Genomic DNA, 17,748 nt, shown 5'->3' with positions numbered 1-17,748 from the left:
AGGAAAAATGTCACTCTCAAATCAGTTAATTTGACAACGTTATTTAATTTAGTATTTAATGCACTAATATTACTCATTCATTAGCCAACTCAATGGTCACAATAAAACAAGTAGCGGAAATTGCCGGAGTTTCGTTTAAAACGGTTTCACGTGTGGTGAATAAAGAACCAGGTGTTAAACCCCAAAATGTTGCCAAGGTTGAAAAAGCAATCAAAAAATTGGGTTATCGCCCCAATCGAGCTGCTAGTTTGGTCAGAAAAAAGCAAACCAACATTATAGGGTTTATTTCAGACGAAATTTCAACAACACCAGCTTCGGTTGCTATACTAAAAGGCGCACAAGATATGGCATGGGAGAAAGGAAAAACCTTAATGGTTTTTAATCTTGATCCCAAAAAACCAAACAAAGATAAACTTTATGAAGAGTGTCTACAACATAGGGCTGAAGGCATTATATATGGCGCTATGTATCACCAAGCAGTTACCTTTTCAGATATATTTAAGTCATTACCTACTGTTTTAGTTAACTGCATTAGCACAGCAGATGACTTTTTATCTATTGTGCCCGATGATGAACAAGCGGGTTACTATGTTACCAAACAGCTTTTATACAAGGGTTATCGCCGTATCGCGTTTTTAAATTTAAATCCAAATATTATTGCCGCTCAGCAGCGACAACGTGGTTTTTTAAAGGCACTAACTGAATTTGGCTTGAACAATTCTGATTACCATATTGCGACAATTGAAAAGGTAGTTGACGACAAAACCATTAATATTACGCGAGAAGTAGCCGAAGACGTGCTAAAAACTTTTAAACCTGATGCTGTTTTATGTGGTAAAGATTTAGCTGCAATTAATCTATATTTTGCCATTGAAAGGCTCGGTTTCAAAGTAGGTAAAGATATTGGAGTTGCGAGTTTCGACAATTGGCACGACATTCCTGAAATTTTAGACCCTCAACTATCGACAATGGCATTACCCTATTATGAAATGGGGCGATTAGCAGTTAGTCAATTATTAACCATGAAGCAAACATCTTCCTTTACTACCCAAACACTCCATAAAGTTTCCTGTTTGCTTTGTGACAGAAAATCATTCTAGGTTAATTAAAAACAAGCTTATTTTAATTAATATATATTCAATTTACAAATAACAACGTTGTCTAAGATGTAAATATGATGCATAATCATCTATCATCTTTAATAACCTAGTTAATTATATCGCAGGAGTAAAACGATGAATGTTGTTTGTATGGGTGAAACCCTAATCGACTTTGTCTGTACGGATGAGCAAACCAGCATGGCTGATTCAACTCATTTTATAAAAAAATCTGGCGGCGCACCTGCAAATGTTGCCGCCTGCGTTTCAAAATTAGGCGGTTCAAGCCTGTTTGCAGGCGCTGTTGGTCAAGACCCTTTTGGTGACAGTTTAGAAAATGAACTACAGCAATATGGTGTACAAACGACTTTTTTAAAACGCAGTGTCAAGCCAACAACGCTCGCATTTATTTCGTTAATGGCTGATGGAGAGCGAGAGTTTGTTTTTAACCGTGGTGCAGACGGTGATTATAGTTTAATTGAACCAGAAATAGACGAAATGCTAAATAATGCTATTTTGCATTTAGGAGCAGCTACCGCGCTATTAGGTGGTAAACTTTATGATACCTATTTGCAAACCGCTAAAACAGCCAAACGAAAAGGCCAGCTCATTAGTTTTGATCCAAATTACAGAGTTGATTTGTGGCCAGGTAGACTCGATGAGTTTATTGAAAAAAGTTTGGAGTTTATCCAGATGGCAGATATCGTTAAGGTCAGTGAAGAAGAGCTAGAGCTGCTAACCAAGCATAGTGATCTCCAAATGGGGTGTGACCTTTTACACGAGCAAGGAGTCACGGTAGTGACTGTAACCATAGGTTCAAAGGGTTGTTATCTGTCTACCAAAGAGAAAAAGTCTATCATCCCAGCCTATGAAATAAAGCCAATTGATACCACTGGTGCTGGTGACTCATTTATTGGTGCGCTTCTTTATCAGTTGGCGCAAAAACCAACTCAAGACTATCAAAAAATTGCTGAGTATATTCAGTTTGCGAATAAAGTAAGCGGCTTAGTTTGTGAACACTATGGCCCAATGACTGGACTAAGCGATTATCAAACCATTAGTAATACCGAGCGAAAGTTAAAGGCTTAATTAACCGCTCTAGAATTATCTATCTCGTGAGTGCTTTGATTCATTCAAGAACCTAAACACTTGCGAGATACTTTATTCTCTGTAAATTTGACTAAAAGCTTATTTGAATAACTTAAAAATTCACTTTTTATTTTTAAATAAAAGGGATTAGACTTATTTCGTTGTAGTTAGCTATGCATATGTTCAGCTGTCAGTGTTTTATTTAAATGATTTTATTTCGAAATTAAAAAACCTAATCATACCACTGGCTATAGTTTATTTTGTCTACGCCGTTTTAAAATTGCCCCACTTTACGCTTAAAACGCCGGAGTAAAATTGACCCACCTAAGGCGATTTATCGACCACAATGAATTACATGATGGACCACATACCTTAGTTCAAGCAGGCAATTTTTAATATATCGTTTAAATCTAATGTTAAAACATGCTTTAACATTAGTATATCAGAGGTGTTTATATACTAAGCCCATTACCCCAAATCAATTCGCTACAACTGAGTGATGAAGTTGCTAACGACTCAGCTTCAGCTAAAACAATTATAATTTCAGATCCCAAACACTTCTCCTGACATTTAAATACACACAGACCCGATAAATTTATCGGTGAGGGAATACTAATACTGTAAAAAAAAGCGGCCTTAGATTGTCTCCAAGGCCGCTTGTATTATATTAACCTAAATCTAGATGTTATTTATATTCGTGCGCTATGTCCTCTAGGCTTTTACCCTTAGTTTCAGGCATTAGCAATAGTACATATAACAATTGTAGAACCATCATTCCGGCAAAAAATACAAATATGGTACTAGCGCTAAATGCACTCAATGCCACTGGCATCAGCAAACTAATTAAGGCTGCAAATACCCAGTGTGTTCCTGAACCTAGCGCCTGACCTTTAGCCCTAACTGAATTGGGAAATATCTCAGCAATAAAGACCCAAATGACTGCGCCTTGCCCAATAGCATGTGATGCAATGAATGCAAATATAGCTAACACGACAATTAATCCTCCGTGCCCACCTGCAAATGCCCAAGCCACAATCCCTAATGACAAAATATAACCAATAGAACCAATCAGCATCAAGGTTTTACGCCCTACCATATCAATTAGATAAAGCCCGGCCATAGTAAAAATTAAGTTGGTCAATCCAATTCCTGTACTAGATAGTAGTGATGCGCTAGCGTCTAAACCCGCCATTTCAAATACTCTCGGTGCATAATACAAAATAAAATTAATGCCCGATAATTGATTAAAAAACGCGAGTAAAAAAGCCAACATAATTGGAAATGAATACTTTTTCTTAAATAAACGGTTACCTGAATTTTCCTTTTTTTCTTCAATTATATCCTTAACTTCGTGTTCAACATTGTGTAATTCAACCTGCTCCAGAACCTGTTTAGTTTTAACAATATCGGAAGTAGATGTCTTACTTTGTTTAATCTCATCAATCACTTTATCAATGTTTTCTTCACCAATATCCAATAAAATTTTTCGACTAGTTTGCACATCATTTTTATGCAAAATCAACCATCTAGGGCTTTCCGGTACTCGAAATACCATAAGCAAATAAACTAAGGCCGGCAGAGTTTCTATGCCTAGCATTAATCGCCAATCCCAATCTGCAAACCCTGAAATAAAGTAATTTGAAACAAATGCAATTAAAATCCCAAAGACAATTTGAAATTGATAGAGTGCAACTAGACGTCCTCTATGTTTAGCTGGCGCAACTTCCGAAATATAAGCGGGCACAGCTATTGATGACATACCAACACCTACCCCTCCGACAAATCGTAATATCGCAAAAATATACTCGTTTGTGGCGAACGCTGAACCCAAAGCCGACAATGCGTATAGAACACCAATGATAATCAAAGTTGTTTTTCGACCTAATCTATCACATGGGATACTCCCGGTTAACGCACCTATTACCGTCCCCCATAAAGCCGATGATACAATAAATGTACCATGCTCAAATGGTGATAATCGCCAAAGATTTTGAATTTTTTGCTCTGCCCCCGATATTACCGCAGTATCAAAACCGAATAAAAAGCCAGCCACAGCAACCGTAACTGACCATAACAATAATTTCGACATAACTTATCTCTTAATTTATCAATAAAGCATGAAAATATGCTTAGATTTTAAATCCGATAAAGATATAATAACAACGTTGTCTTTAAATGCAAGTTAAAATTTTATAGATAAGCTGTTTCAACAAGTAAATAATTATCCGTATAAAAAAGAGTTATACTAGCCGCTTGCCTGATATTTGATCAAAAACAAAACAATTTATTAAATTGAAGTAGAGTGCTACTTCTTTATTGTTAGGGTTTAATTCAACAATTTGGTCAGGACACTTTATCGCGATAGACGTCCCACCAAAATTAAAGTAGATAAGCGTTTCCGCACCTAATAGCTCCCTTGTTTCATAATCTGCATTTATTGAAGTATCACCTTGGTTAGAATCTAAAAATAAATGCTCTGGTCGAATTGCTAATTCCACCGTTTGCCCAATTTCCAATTCATCGGTATTTATTTCATTTCTTGCTTTAACAATTAAAAACTCACTATTTTGCAGCTTAATTTCAAATGCTGATGCTGTTATTTGGCTTATTGTAGCTAAAATAAAATTTATCTTTGGCGTTCCTAAAAAGCCTGCAACAAACTTATTAGCAGGTTGGTTGTAAAGCTCCAAAGGCGATCCAAATTGTTGCAAATTTACCGAGTTATACTCAGATAATGGTGCAAATACAGCTATTTTATCAGCAAGCGTCATTGCCTCGACTTGATCATGCGTGACGTAAATCATAGTGGCGTTTAATTTTTTGTGTAGGCCTCTGATCTCTCTTCGCGTTTTTACTCTTAACTCAGCATCTAAATTTGATAAAGGCTCATCAAATAAAAATAATTTTGGGGTTTGAACTATGCATCGACCTATCGCGACTCTTTGCTGTTGACCGCCAGATAGAGCGTCTGGTTTCAAATCGAGTAATCCGTCAATTTCAAGCGTTTGTGCGACTTGATTAATCTTTTCTTCAATGATTAGTTTGGATATTTTTTTTTGTTTCAGACCAAAAGATAAGTTTTCTTTAACAGTCATATGAGGATACAAAGCATACGACTGAAAAACCATACCAACTTCACGTTTACCAGGGGGGACTTCGTTCATCAGGTGATCATCAAACCAAATATCACCGCCCGATTGGGTATCCAACCCCGCAATTAGTCTGAGTAATGTTGATTTCCCACAACCAGAAGAACCAATAAATACAACTAGTTCTCCAGATTCAATTAATAAATTAATCTCATTTAAAATTAAGGTATTGGAAGGAAATGTTTTGGTTACTTGATTTAATTTAATAGCAGTCATCGTTATTTAAAATTTGTGTATGCATGAAAAGTCCTGAAACAATGTTGTTTTATGTTCCAGAATTTATCTCTTCGGCACTCAATAAGCAAATTTCTTTTCAAATATGGTCACAAAGGCTAACGATAAATGAACCCGATATTCTTGATAAAAGAATAATTTAGATTATCTGAGATTATAATTAATCGTTAAGTAAATACTTACATTTCAAACAATATTGCGTGTTGGGATTAATTTAAAAAATGCGAACAAAGCAAGCTATAACTATCGCTTGTGATAAAATTATATAATTATTTATTTTGTGTTTCGTACCTAGAAAGCAAAAAAACTTAATATTGAACGTATGCTTAATCAAGGTGGAAACAAAAGCGAATTTTTTCGGTATATAAAGCAAAATAGAGTAAAAAACATACAAATAGGTGTTTAAGCGAATATAAAACCAGAAAATCTAACATTTATACTTAAGAATATCGTTTATGTTTCCCCAATACCGTTTTTTGTCCCCCTTTACACTAAATTTGGATATTAATTACTCGGTACCCATCTTTCATTTAACACAAAGTAAGTTTATTCACTCTCATAGATTCAATTTTCACAAAAAAGCCCTTTTTTACTATTGGGGGTGAATCGTTCTGTCGATTTTGCTTTAGCAATGCATGCCGAGGCTGAAGTTCAAGAAATGATCCAAACAAATGCTGTGACGATATAAATTAGAGATATTTGAGTTGTCAAAACTGCATAAGAAGCGGCATTAAAAAACAAAATTATTTTTTAGACCTTATCAAACTCGACTCTATTCTCTATTTTAAACAAAAACACACCTAATTTAAGTGGGTATTTTTACTTTTTTGGAGTTTACATAAAGCTTATATTAGTGGTTTTGAAGGCAGCATCCTTGCTAATTTAGTACTTAACCTTGCGCTAAGAGGTATTCTAACTAATTGAATTATTTTAACTTATAGCTCTTCATGGTTTCTAACGAAAATTTTTTTGCGTAAATAAGGTATATTCACGCGCCAATAGCTAGGCTTGAGTTCCAACGCTGCTCTACTTCCCCCTTCCATAGGATTGTATGTAAAGTAATTTGACGCAGTCACCGTGAAAAAAGGTCGTTCGAAACATATTTATTTTCATTAAACCGAGTCAAGGTTACTTATCCAAATTAAAGAAACTGGTGAAGCCTGTTCCTTTAATTTGCGTCTAACTGATTTTTTAATGTTCTTTAAAAATTAAAATTGCTCGCTTACCAAAAACAAAACGATTGACGAAAAGAGAAATCGTAACCGAAAATATTAGCGTGATAAACATCATATGGATGTAATGGAAAGGTTTATCATCAAGCCCAAATACAAATGCAGCATACAACAAAGTACCAGATACAACCGCAATTATCGCTGCTTTTGAATCCACATTTTTGAACAACAAACCAACAATAAAGGTAGATAATATGGGCATACTCAGCAACCCATATAACTCTTGAATGGTATTAATAATACTTTCAGCGCGGGCATAAACCGGCACTAACGCAATTGCGATAATCACAAAAACGACACTCGCGATTCCACTAAGTTTAGCCACATTTGGTTTAGCGTTAAAATAGTTTTCATGCAAGTCACACACATATAATGCAGCAGACGAATTTAATATACTATTAAAACTAGATAACACGGCTGCCGCAATCGCTGCTGCGAATGCTCCTGAAAGCCAAACTGGCAAAACATCATTCACTATCATGCCATACGCTGCATCACCGACATCACCAAATAATTTATACGAAACAATACCTGGAATAACAATCATAGGTGGGATTATGACAAATCTTAATGTTGCTGCGGCAAAAACGCCTTTTTGCGCTTCTTTTAAACTAGGCGCTGCCATCGCTCGCTGTGTAATGGTTTGGTTGGTACTCCAATAAAACGTTTGGATAAAGATCATACCAGTTAATAATACATGCCAAGGTAAAGGCGAGTCATCCCCTCCAATAAGGGTTAAACGCTCTTTCGGAATACCGGAAAAATCCCAGTTGATTGCACTTAAGGCTAGAAAAACCACCAGCATACCCATTGACAGCAGTAAGACGCCACTATAAGTGTCTGATACAGCAACTGCTCTTAAACCACCAAAAATCGAATAAGCAGAACCGACAATAGCGAATACGATTGCCAAAGTTAGTAAACTAATTTCAACCCCGAACATAGATTGCATAAACAAAGCACCGGTATACAGTACCGCTGGCAAGAATATAAAAATATTTCCCAATAAAAACAAACCGCCAATAACCGCCCGGATATGCCGATCTTTATATCTTTTCTCTAACAGCTCTGTTGTTGTCGTACAACCGTTTTTATAATAAACAGGTAAGAATATTTTTGCCAAAATAACCAAGCCAAATACAGCAGAAAACTCCCACCACGCCAGTAGCGCCATTTGGTTACCATTCATACCGATTAGTTGGTCAGTTGACAGATTAGTTAAGGTGATAGAGCCGGCAATAAATGTCCAAGATAAACCTCCACCAGCCAAAAAATATTCCTTATTTGAATCTTTAGCACTGCGTCCATGGCCGGCACATTTAAGGTAAGTTAAAAAGGCAATAAGAGCTGTAATAAATAGAAAAACACTCAATTGCAGCATTGAATTAGACATTATGATATCTCCCCAGTATTAGACACTTTAATGACCGCTAAATCATGTGCTGGAATAAATGCCGACCCCAACAAAAATTGCTCTTTTGAATAGTCTTCTATCTGGATCGATTCATTTGAATAATTTAATACAAATAAATATTCACCTTTACGCTTATACCTCACGCCTGCAATTTCTTCATGAACTGATAAATTCAACTTACCTGCGAGCTCTGTGAAAACGGTTTTAAGAAAGTTATCATCACTTAAAGTTGTAATAACTGTAAAGTTTTGTCCTTGTAATAATGCGGGGGTATTCAATCCATCTATCGCAGCAACTGCTTTTAGTGGGCTATCTTCATGTACACGGATAATATCACGCCAAGTATGACTCGAATAACGTTGGCCTTTATATTCAATATTATGCGTTTGCGCCGCTGGAGTGGTATCTGCTGTCATAACAGTATAACCCAGAATATCCGAAAAACGTCCTGGCGGCATATTGGCAGGCAAGTGTAAGTTTTTAGTCTTACTAGCAAATCTTGGCCCAAAAACAAAATGAGCCTGACTGCTTTTTACCTTTTGATAAAAACTTTCGCTTGGCGCAATTGAAGCCGGACAAATTACTAATTTATATTGGCTAACATTCGAATTTTCATCAATAAAATCAACACTAATACCGAGTTGTTGCAATACTTTGTAATACTGAAATTCAGTTTTCAAATGTTTATAAATAGTTGATTGAGTTTCAATTTCACAAAACCATTGATTTTCAGTCCCGGTAACAAGTGCCACTTTGTTATTCGGCTTTGATTGTAATATCTCTGGCTGCTTTATAACTTCGTCCATAACCGATGCAATTTCATTATAGAAAAAAGAAGGTTCATTGTTTGCCATCTTAATCCCTGCATGCATCTGTTCCTGACCAAAAGGCAGTTGACGCCAACGGAAAAAGCTAACACATTCAGCACCATGTGCGAACGCTTCCCATGTCCATAGTCGAACCATTCCTTTAGCTGGTAACGGATTATAGTTAGCCCAATTGACTACCCCTGGCTGCTGCTCCATTATCCAAAAACGCCCTAAAGGATTAAGCCCCCTGGTTTGCTCAAGAAAATAAGCGTTTAAATCAGGATCACCACTACGCATCGAGTCAAAAGTAGTTGGATTCAATACCTCAGCATTTCGACCCAAGGGGTAACTGTCGTACGCAACAAAATCTAAATCTTTGGTAAGTTGAAAATTATCAATTTGTGTGTCACACATAGGGATCATATTGTGTGTCACAAACTGATTTTCACTATGCTCGCGAATAACAGAAATCATTTGGTTATGAAAATGAATCGCCATGTCTGAGCTAAATCTTCGGTAATCCAACTGATGAGATAAACCCATTTCTGTCACCCCATATAAGGGTAACTCTATTTGCTCAAAGTTGTTGTATTCCATCGACCAAAATACGGTGCCCCAAGCTTCATTTAACGCTTCTATATTTTGATATTTGTTTTTTAACCAACGTTGAAATTGATGTTTAGCATTGGCAGATCCACTTTGCGTCGTATCATGGCAGCCTAATTCATTATCAGTTTGCCAACCCGCAACTTTATTGTTATTGCCGTACCTTTTAACCATTACTTGCGTTATCTTAAGAGCCGCTTGTAAATACGCTTCACTAGAAAAATCATAGTGGCGACGAGAACCAAAGCCGCGAGTCATTCCTGTATTAATGTCTACAGGCAAAATATCTGGGTGTATATCAATTAGCCACTTAGGTGGTGTAGCCGTTGGTGTACAAATAATAACTTTTAAACCTGCAGAACTTAGCACTTCGATCGCTTTATCCATCCAATCAAATTCATACTGGCCTGATTTAGGCTCAATTCTGGACCATGAGAAATCACCGATACGGACCCATTCGATACCCAGATCTTTCATTTCAGCTGCGTCATCGGCCCACATGCTTTCTGGCCAATGTTCAGGGTAATAACACACTCCAAACATAATTTTGATACCTACTCAGTTAACTAGCCAAGCTAGAAAATTAAACTATAGTTAAAATTTAATTTATTAAAAGAAAACAAATTGTAACAATTTGATATCTACAATATCCCATACTCGAACCAAAAAATCAACACAACGAATATTTTCGAACATAAAAAACCATAAATAATTTGATAAGTGAAAAAATATTGTTAGAATTCGAAAACGTTTAACATATATTTAAAGTTTAGGAGGCTAATTATGAGCCACAGTCCATTCGTTCAACTAGATAGTATTAGTACATCGGTCGTTATTGATTGCACAAACAAACAACCCAGAATTATTTATTGGGGAAAAAAGCTCTCTGCTCTTAGCTCTATCGAACCGTTATTAGCTTTGGGGAAAAGACAAGAAGCTAAATGCGCGCCAGAGATTGAACCCTTATTATCACTCACTCCTTGTTATGGTGATGGTTTTATTGGCGCGCCCGGATTAGAGCTTAGATCAACAGACGGCAACGCATGGATGTTTAGTGGTGAAATTAGTGATATTCAACAAAACGAAAATCACTGCACTATATCAATGTTCGATAATGTTCGAAAAATAAAATTAAACTATCAAATATCACTAAATTATGATTCGAACGTATTAAGTGCAGCTACTGAAGTTTGCAATATGTCAGATAACCTAATTGAGGTAGACTGGTGTGCCTCCCTCACAGTACCACTTCATGATCATTTTGATACCATACATTCGTTTGAGGGACGTTGGGCCAATGAATTCCGCCGCAGCAAATTACAAAGATTTATGGGTGGATATTTAAAAGAAAACCGTAAAGGCAAAACCTCACATGATAATTTCCCAGGCGTCCTATTATCAAATTCAAACACAAATGAAACACAAGGCGAGTGTTTTGGTTTTCATTTAGGTTGGAGTGGTAATCACAGAACACGTGTTGAAAGTTTATCTGACGGGAGAAATTTTGTTCAGCTAGGTGAGTTACTGCACCCTGGCGAAGTAAAACTCAAGACAGGTGAGTGTTACCAAACACCTTTAATGTACGTATCCTATTCAAAACAAGGTTTAAGTACCTTATCCAATAATTTCCACACTTATGTTCGCAAGAACTTACTGACTTATAATGCGACTGAGAAACTCAGACCCGTCCACTATAATACTTGGGAAGCAATCTATTTTGACCATTCTTATGAAACATTAGCCGATCTAGCAAACAGAGCCGCTAAGCTAGGCGCCGAGCGATTTGTTTTAGACGATGGCTGGTTTAAAGGACGCCGAGGGGACGATGCGGGCTTAGGTGACTGGGTCGTCGACAAAGCTATATATCCTCAAGGTTTAGCGCCTTTGATAAAAACTGTTAATGATAATGGCATGGAGTTTGGGATTTGGTTTGAACCTGAAATGGTCAATCCAGATAGCTATTTATATCGCCAACATCCAGACTGGATTCTGCAAGCTGAAAATTGCCAACAAATTCAATTTAGAAACCAGTACGTCCTAGACTTAACCAGATCTGAAGTTGTTGAATATTTAGATACAGCCATCAGCGATATTTTAAACACATACCCGCAAATTAAATATATTAAGTGGGATATGAACCGAGATATAAACCATGCGAACAACGCACAGGGATATCCTGCGGTGCATAAACAAACGCTAGCACTATATGAGCTAATTCAGAGTTTGAAGGTACGTTTCCCAAGCGTCGAAATTGAAAGCTGCTCTTCAGGCGGTGCACGTGTTGACTATGGTATTTTGCGTTACACAGATAGAGTTTGGACTTCTGATTCGAATGACGCACTAGACAGACTCTCTATTCAAAAAGGCTGTTCTTTCTTCTTTCCTAGCGAGGTGATGGGCTCTCATGTTGGCCCAAGAGATTGCCATATAACAGGTCGCAATATTAAAATTGAAACTCGGGTTGGTGTTGCCTTGTTTGGACATATGGGCATGGAAATGGATCCTAGAGAATTAACTGATCACGAAGCTAAAGTATTAAGTGAAGGTTTCGCCCTGCACAAACAGAACCGCCAACTAATTCACGGCGGAAAGTTAGTACGCTTAGATAGTGAAGACTGTGCAGTGAACTTTGGCATAGTTGCAACCGACCAGTCAGAAGCACTATATGCTCATAATCTAATTAACGAATATAAAGGGGCATTGCCACCAAGTTATTTCTTTACTGGTTTAGCCGAAAACAAAAATTATAAACTTGAACGGGTTTGGCCGGTCGAATTTGACGAATATCGTGAATCGGGTTTAAGCCAACTCAACGGACAAGTATTCTCTGGAGAACATTTAGTTAATTTTGGTATTCAATTACCGATTATGCTGCCTGAAACACTCATTGTGTTTAAATTAACTCAAGCAAAATAGCACAATAAGTACCCCACCAGATTAAATAAGATCTGGTGGGATATTTAACTTTTTTATTCAGGCAACATCAATTCAATTTTTTGCACTGTATCATTTGGATAATTTTGATTATGTTTCAAAATTAATCCGTTAAGCTGAAAAATAGAATTAAGAATCGCATGTATTAGTGAAAGAAAACCTGAACGTTGTAACTTAACCAAATCAGCATCTGATAAATTATTGAGTTTGTCTTCATCAATTGTTATTAAACTTTCTAATACCTGTTTACTCTGGTCTGAGTAGTGAACAACTGCGTTTATTTCTTTGGTTAAGGCCATCTCTCCCATCATTTTCGCAAATTCATTTAAGGCCGCTGTCTCATTTAAAATCCCCTGTAATTTATATTGAATTTGTTTTTGAACAACACTCGGCTGACCTAACTCATTAAACAATAAAGTATCACCGTCATCAAAAATGGTTGTTGAACAGGGCCGAGTTGCTAATACATACCCGTGGCGGCCATCATTAGCTAAAACAAATGGATACACAGCCAAGGTTGCAGGCATAAAAGGGGCTGTCCAAATTGAATTTTCAACAAATAAATTTCGCTCTGGAGTCAACGACATCAAGCACTTAACATCAAATGCTCGGTCTGCATTTGTACGAGATAGAAATATAGGCCAACAACAAGCTGCTTTTGGTATTTCGCTAAGAGATAGTGCACAGACTTGCTCGGTAGAAGCTGCTATAATGGGGGCTGCAGCTAAGTATTTTTTATGATCATGTTTGTTTAATAGAACTGTGTTCATCAAATAATCGGCCTTATTAAGTTAGAAAATACTCTCTGTTAGTTGGCAAGGAATTTAATAATGATTCTTTAACGCTTAAATTACGCTGAATAATGGCATCAGCTTGCGCAGCCATCGTATATAAATGCACATGCTGCTGATAATCTGGTTTAAACCCCATACCATATAAAACGTATTGATAACTGGCCGCAGGAAACAATTCAATTGCAGAATCAAAGTCTGACGTTTGCGGACCGCGGGTTTGCCAAATTAATAAGTCATCTTTTAGCGACTCAGGCAAACTGCTCACGTTTGCTTGCGCTCGCCAATATGCCTCTTTACGTTGAGTCAACATATAATGCAATTTTAAAAAATCGATAATACGTTGCCAACGATACTGCATTTTTTGATTAAAACGTTTGCTAACCACTTCCATTGACGTTTCATTAACTGGCAGATTTTCCGCAATAAATTTGGCAGATTGTTCAACTAGCATAATTGCTGTTGCCTCTAATGGTTCAACAAAACCAGCGGCCATACCAACTGCAACACAGTTTTTTTTCCAAATTTCTTTACGATAACCTGGCTCAAAGCAAATTTTTCTAACCTTGAGCTCTGCAAGTTCAGCTTTAGAATGTGTTTTTTCAGCGTATTGAATTAGTATCTCTTCTGCATTTTTATCATCAATAAAATCAGACGCATAGACATAACCAACTCCCCGCCTTTTTTGTAAGCCGATATCCCATACCCAACCGACTGATTGTGCTGTAGCAATTGTCATACTAGCAATTGGGCTTGTTTCACTGGAATATGGCAATTGAATGGCTAATGCCGAATCGTTCAGTAAAATATCTTTAGTCGAATGCTTTTTAACGCCTAAGGTTTTATCTATCAGTACCGCAGCGGCACCCGAACAATCGATAAATAAATCTCCAGAAATACTTTCTCCATCAGTAAATAACAAAGACTGTATTGAGCCATCAATACCTTGCGTTACAGACTCTACCGTTTTGACTAAATGATGAACGCCTAGATTGTCTCGGCAATGCCTTTTAAGCATATCTGCAAAAGCACCTGCATCTAGATGATAGGCATAATTTAACTTTGCATTGTAGTCAGGATCTGTCGGTACTTTGGGACCTAAACCAGCTTCACAAATCGCTTGTTGATAGTTTGCTAAATCAGAAAATTGTTGTACATCGTCTAGATAAGGGGCGATGTCGACACGTTCGTATCCCATTGGAACGGTAAAAGGATGATGATAAAAGTCTTCTCCTGTCACCCAACCGACAAATTTACCACCTTGTTTAAAGGTTGCTTGACAGGTTTTGAGGAAATCTTGTTCAGTTAATCCTATCGCCTGAAGCGTATTTTTCATTGTAGGCCAAGTACCTTCTCCCACACCAACAGTCGGAATATCAGATGATTCAATTAAAGAAAGTTTAATATTGGAATGAGTATTGAGTTTATGATGAGATGCAATAACGGCAGCCGTTAGCCAACCAGCCGTACCACCACCAAGAATAACAATTTTTTTTATAGGCTTCATATGTACCCCTGAAAAATAAGACAAACCCGATAAACGGGTTTGTCTAGCTAATGAGTATAGCCTTTAAGTTTAAAAAGTACCGCGTACGCCTACTGCAAATCGTGCGCCATTATCTTCAACTGAGATAATCTGATTTGCATAGCGGCCATGTTGGATAATTTCTTCTTCAGTTATATTAATCCCTTCGAAAAACACATTAACGGTATCGTTGATATCGTAACTTGCACTCAGGTCCCACTGACCATAGGTTTTTCCGTAAATAGGTTCCCCACCGGTTGGGTTCACAGCTGTGCGTAAGAAAGTTTCGCGATTATTAAACGCTAATCGAGTTTGGAATCCATTGTTTTCATAAAATAAAATTACATTTTGAGAGTCACCTAAACCTTCAAGTAAAGTGTTCAACTCTTCAGAGCTATTAACAATAGTGGCATTTGCTTGTACACCAAAGCCCGAATCGAAAGTATGTAACCACGCGATTTCAACGCCATTTACATTACCATCAACTGAATTTTGTGGGCGTGAAACAGTGAGTATTTCACTAGCGCCATTCAACTCTTCCGAGGTATCACCTGCTCCACAGGTATTACAAGCAAAGTCAGGTGCGCTTCTGTCACTTAAAATAAACTCTTCGTTACCCGGTAAAGTTACAATCCAGTCAGTTACATCTTTATTAAATGCAGCAACGGTAAATGAACTCGTATCGCCATAATACCACTCTAATGAAATATCATAATTTTCAGAACGGAATGGTTGCAATTGAGCGTTACCGCCACTTGCTGTTAAATTTTGGCGTCTTGGTTCGCCATATACTGTGGTCGGAGATAAATCGCTTAACGTTGGGCGAGTTAGAGAATCATAAATAGCCCCTCTTAAAATTAAATCCTCGGTTAGATCTAATTTTAAATTAACAGACGGCAACAACACCCCATAATCGGACGATGAAGCGACTTCAACACCTTCCCCGGTTACATTACTAAACAGTGTCGGATCAGCTGTTTGCACAATATCCGTTAATTCTGCCTGAACACCAGTTGATTCAGTATTTGTCTGGCTATAGCGCAACCCCCAGTTTAGGCTATACGGTAAATCACCAAAATCGCCTTGGAATGTCGCATCAATATAAGCACTTAATATTTCTTCTTTAACTTTATATCTATCATCTTGGATGACGGCAACAAAACCATCGCCATAATTTGTAGCCGCAGATGTATAAGTGGAAGGATCATTGCCGTCCGCTATATGTTGGGCTAAAGCAGAGGCATCGTGCGAAGCAACAGCAGCATCTGTTCCCATATATTCAAAATAAGCATCCGCATCATAGGTATACCAAGTGCTTGCGGCACCGCCAAAATAATTTGATGCAGTATAGGTTTCTAATAAACCTGCGGGTAACGATGCGTGGTAACCACAAAAAGCACAACCGGCATTACCAAAAGCTCTATAACGTTGCTTTTCTCTATCTTGGTAATATGCACCAAATTTTAAGCTAGTTAACGTATCGCTTGTTGGAATATATTCAAAATCTGCTTTGGCTTCAAAAATATCATCTTCGACTGTTGCACCGCGATTTTGAGCTTCGCCACCTAAACCACCTACTTCGTTATAATGAGCTCGAGCTAAATCGGCGGAAGGCAGTGTACCAGAGCCGAAACCTTGGTGAGTTGCAACAGGTGTACCGCTGGTTAAATCAAAGCTGAATGAGTTTTCGATACCGATCACGTTAAAACGGCTTTTCCCAGCACTATCATCTTTAGCTGACGATTTAGAGATATCAAAATTGGCTTTAAGATCATCATTAAGCTGCCAATCTGCATTAACGCCAAATAAACTGGAAGTCACATCCCGACTATTACGTGTATGGTCAACAAAATCTGTATTGGCGCTACCACCCACTTGATCAAATTTAATCGCCGTTCTGCTAATCGGATCTATGGTTGCATTATTTACACGATTTGGTTCAAACCAAGCCGCTAAATCACGCACTCTTGAATCCACTTCAAATTTAGAATATAAACCATCAAAAGTTAATGTTAAGTCAGCATTTGGTGCATATTGCAATGAGGTACTGACATTAGTACGGGTGCGTTTTTGCTCATCCACTGTCATATCCAAGTTACGTGGGATAGTGGCGTTTTCGGCAATTACATCGCCATCAGCATTAGTTAGCGTAATGCCTGTTCTATAACCTGCTGTAACAATTTGATTTAATTGAACTTCACGCTCTTGATGAGAAACTGCTACCAAGGCCCCAAATTTACCATCTGCAAAGGTATTACTAACCAAACCAGAAAATGAAGGTGACGTTTCTTCATTAAGAGTTTCGTATTGTGCTTTAACAGAAGCAACGGCATGAAATCCTTGGTTATCAAAAGGGCGAGCTGTCGAGACATTAATCGTTGCGCCGATACTACCTTCTTGTAATTTGGCGGAGCTACTTTTGTATACATCTGCACCAGTAATTTGCTCTGCTGCCAACACATCAAAACTGAATTCACGGCCTGCATTTTCAGTTGCCATTTGGCGTCCGTTGACTAAAACAGTATTGAATTCAGGCCCAAAACCTCGTACGGTAACTGACTGACCTTCCCCACCAGATCTATCAATTGAAACCCCCGTAATCCGCTGCAGTGATTCCGCAACATTTAAATCAGGAAACTTACCTAAATCTTCAGCTGCAATCCCATCAGATACCAAAACAGAATGTTTTTTATCGAACATAGATTGCTTTAAACTGGAACGAAGTCCTCTTACAACGATAGTTTCGTCAACTTGAGTGGTTGCACCTTCATTCTCCGCTGAGATCGCTACATTTGACATAATAGCGGTTGAAACAGCTAATGAAATTGCGGTTCTTTTGCTTAAAGAAAATACTGAATTGTTCATATT

General features: G+C 37.6%; 10 protein-coding genes. 3 read left to right on the top strand and 7 right to left on the bottom strand.

Features of this window, described 5'->3' with window-relative positions:
* The first annotated feature begins 92 nt into the window (after positions 1-92).
* A complete protein-coding gene (locus OLW01_RS14735) occupies positions 93-1,100 on the top strand; it encodes a LacI family DNA-binding transcriptional regulator (RefSeq protein ID WP_268076693.1) in 1,008 nt (335 codons plus the stop codon).
* 135 nt (positions 1,101-1,235) lie between these two features.
* Positions 1,236-2,186 carry a carbohydrate kinase family protein gene (locus OLW01_RS14730; protein WP_268076692.1) on the top strand — a complete coding sequence of 317 codons (951 nt, stop codon included), beginning with the start codon at positions 1,236-1,238 and terminating at the stop codon, positions 2,184-2,186.
* Positions 2,187-2,871: 685 nt separating this feature from the next.
* Here the strand turns inward: OLW01_RS14730 and OLW01_RS14725 are convergent.
* From OLW01_RS14725 to OLW01_RS14710, 4 genes are all read right to left on the bottom strand, one after another.
* Positions 2,872-4,275: an MFS transporter gene (locus OLW01_RS14725; RefSeq protein WP_268076691.1), complete on the bottom strand. Its 1,404-nt coding sequence runs from the start codon at positions 4,273-4,275 to the stop codon at positions 2,872-2,874.
* 151 nt (positions 4,276-4,426) lie between these two features.
* Positions 4,427-5,551, bottom strand: a complete 1,125-nt coding sequence (locus OLW01_RS14720; protein ID WP_268076690.1) for an ABC transporter ATP-binding protein — start codon at positions 5,549-5,551, stop codon at positions 4,427-4,429.
* 1,209 nt (positions 5,552-6,760) lie between these two features.
* Entirely contained in the window at positions 6,761-8,194 is a 1,434-nt protein-coding gene (locus tag OLW01_RS14715) for an SLC5 family protein (protein WP_268076689.1), read from the bottom strand.
* Positions 8,194-10,173, bottom strand: coding sequence for a beta-galactosidase (locus OLW01_RS14710; protein WP_268076688.1), 1,980 nt, complete (start codon positions 10,171-10,173; stop codon positions 8,194-8,196). Before OLW01_RS14710 ends, OLW01_RS14715 begins: the two co-directional genes overlap by 1 nt.
* Before the next feature lie 237 nt (positions 10,174-10,410).
* Between OLW01_RS14710 and OLW01_RS14705 the strand changes: the two genes are divergently transcribed.
* Positions 10,411-12,546 carry an alpha-galactosidase gene (locus tag OLW01_RS14705; RefSeq protein ID WP_428980203.1) on the top strand — a complete coding sequence of 712 codons (2,136 nt, stop codon included), beginning with the start codon at positions 10,411-10,413 and terminating at the stop codon, positions 12,544-12,546.
* A gap of 53 nt (positions 12,547-12,599) precedes the next feature.
* On the opposite strand, the gene OLW01_RS14700 is transcribed toward OLW01_RS14705, so the two are convergent.
* The 3 genes from OLW01_RS14700 to OLW01_RS14690 all read right to left on the bottom strand — a co-directional run bounded on the left by OLW01_RS14700 (position 12,600) and on the right by OLW01_RS14690 (position 17,745).
* Positions 12,600-13,334 (bottom strand): SapC family protein, encoded by a 735-nt coding sequence (locus OLW01_RS14700; RefSeq protein WP_268076686.1) that lies wholly within the window; start codon positions 13,332-13,334, stop codon positions 12,600-12,602.
* 16 nt (positions 13,335-13,350) lie between these two features.
* Positions 13,351-14,862: a tryptophan halogenase family protein gene (locus OLW01_RS14695; protein ID WP_268076685.1), complete on the bottom strand. Its 1,512-nt coding sequence runs from the start codon at positions 14,860-14,862 to the stop codon at positions 13,351-13,353.
* 69 nt (positions 14,863-14,931) lie between these two features.
* Positions 14,932-17,745, bottom strand: coding sequence for a TonB-dependent receptor (locus OLW01_RS14690; protein ID WP_268076684.1), 2,814 nt, complete (start codon positions 17,743-17,745; stop codon positions 14,932-14,934).
* Positions 17,746-17,748 lie beyond the last annotated feature (3 nt).

Origin of the sequence: Catenovulum adriaticum, assembly GCF_026725475.1 — a bacterium.
Lineage (GTDB): Bacteria > Pseudomonadota > Gammaproteobacteria > Enterobacterales > Alteromonadaceae > Catenovulum > Catenovulum adriaticum.
The sequence above is the reverse complement of the archived record's forward strand: the minus strand, read 5'-3'. Positions and strand labels throughout refer to the sequence as shown.

Excerpts from the sequence above, each read along its gene's own strand:
- OLW01_RS14725 (WP_268076691.1), bottom strand. The coding sequence starts at position 4,275 with ATGTCGAAATTATTGTTATGGTCAGTTACGGTTGCTGTGGCTGGCTTT.
- OLW01_RS14710 (WP_268076688.1), bottom strand. The coding sequence starts at position 10,173 with ATGTTTGGAGTGTGTTATTACCCTGAACATTGGCCAGAAAGCATGTGG.
- OLW01_RS14730 (WP_268076692.1), top strand. The coding sequence starts at position 1,236 with ATGAATGTTGTTTGTATGGGTGAAACCCTAATCGACTTTGTCTGTACG.
- OLW01_RS14735 (WP_268076693.1), top strand. The coding sequence starts at position 93 with ATGGTCACAATAAAACAAGTAGCGGAAATTGCCGGAGTTTCGTTTAAA.
- OLW01_RS14715 (WP_268076689.1), bottom strand. The coding sequence starts at position 8,194 with ATGTCTAATTCAATGCTGCAATTGAGTGTTTTTCTATTTATTACAGCT.
- OLW01_RS14690 (WP_268076684.1), bottom strand. The coding sequence starts at position 17,745 with ATGAACAATTCAGTATTTTCTTTAAGCAAAAGAACCGCAATTTCATTA.
- OLW01_RS14700 (WP_268076686.1), bottom strand. The coding sequence starts at position 13,334 with ATGAACACAGTTCTATTAAACAAACATGATCATAAAAAATACTTAGCT.
- OLW01_RS14695 (WP_268076685.1), bottom strand. The coding sequence starts at position 14,862 with ATGAAGCCTATAAAAAAAATTGTTATTCTTGGTGGTGGTACGGCTGGT.
- OLW01_RS14720 (WP_268076690.1), bottom strand. The coding sequence starts at position 5,551 with ATGACTGCTATTAAATTAAATCAAGTAACCAAAACATTTCCTTCCAAT.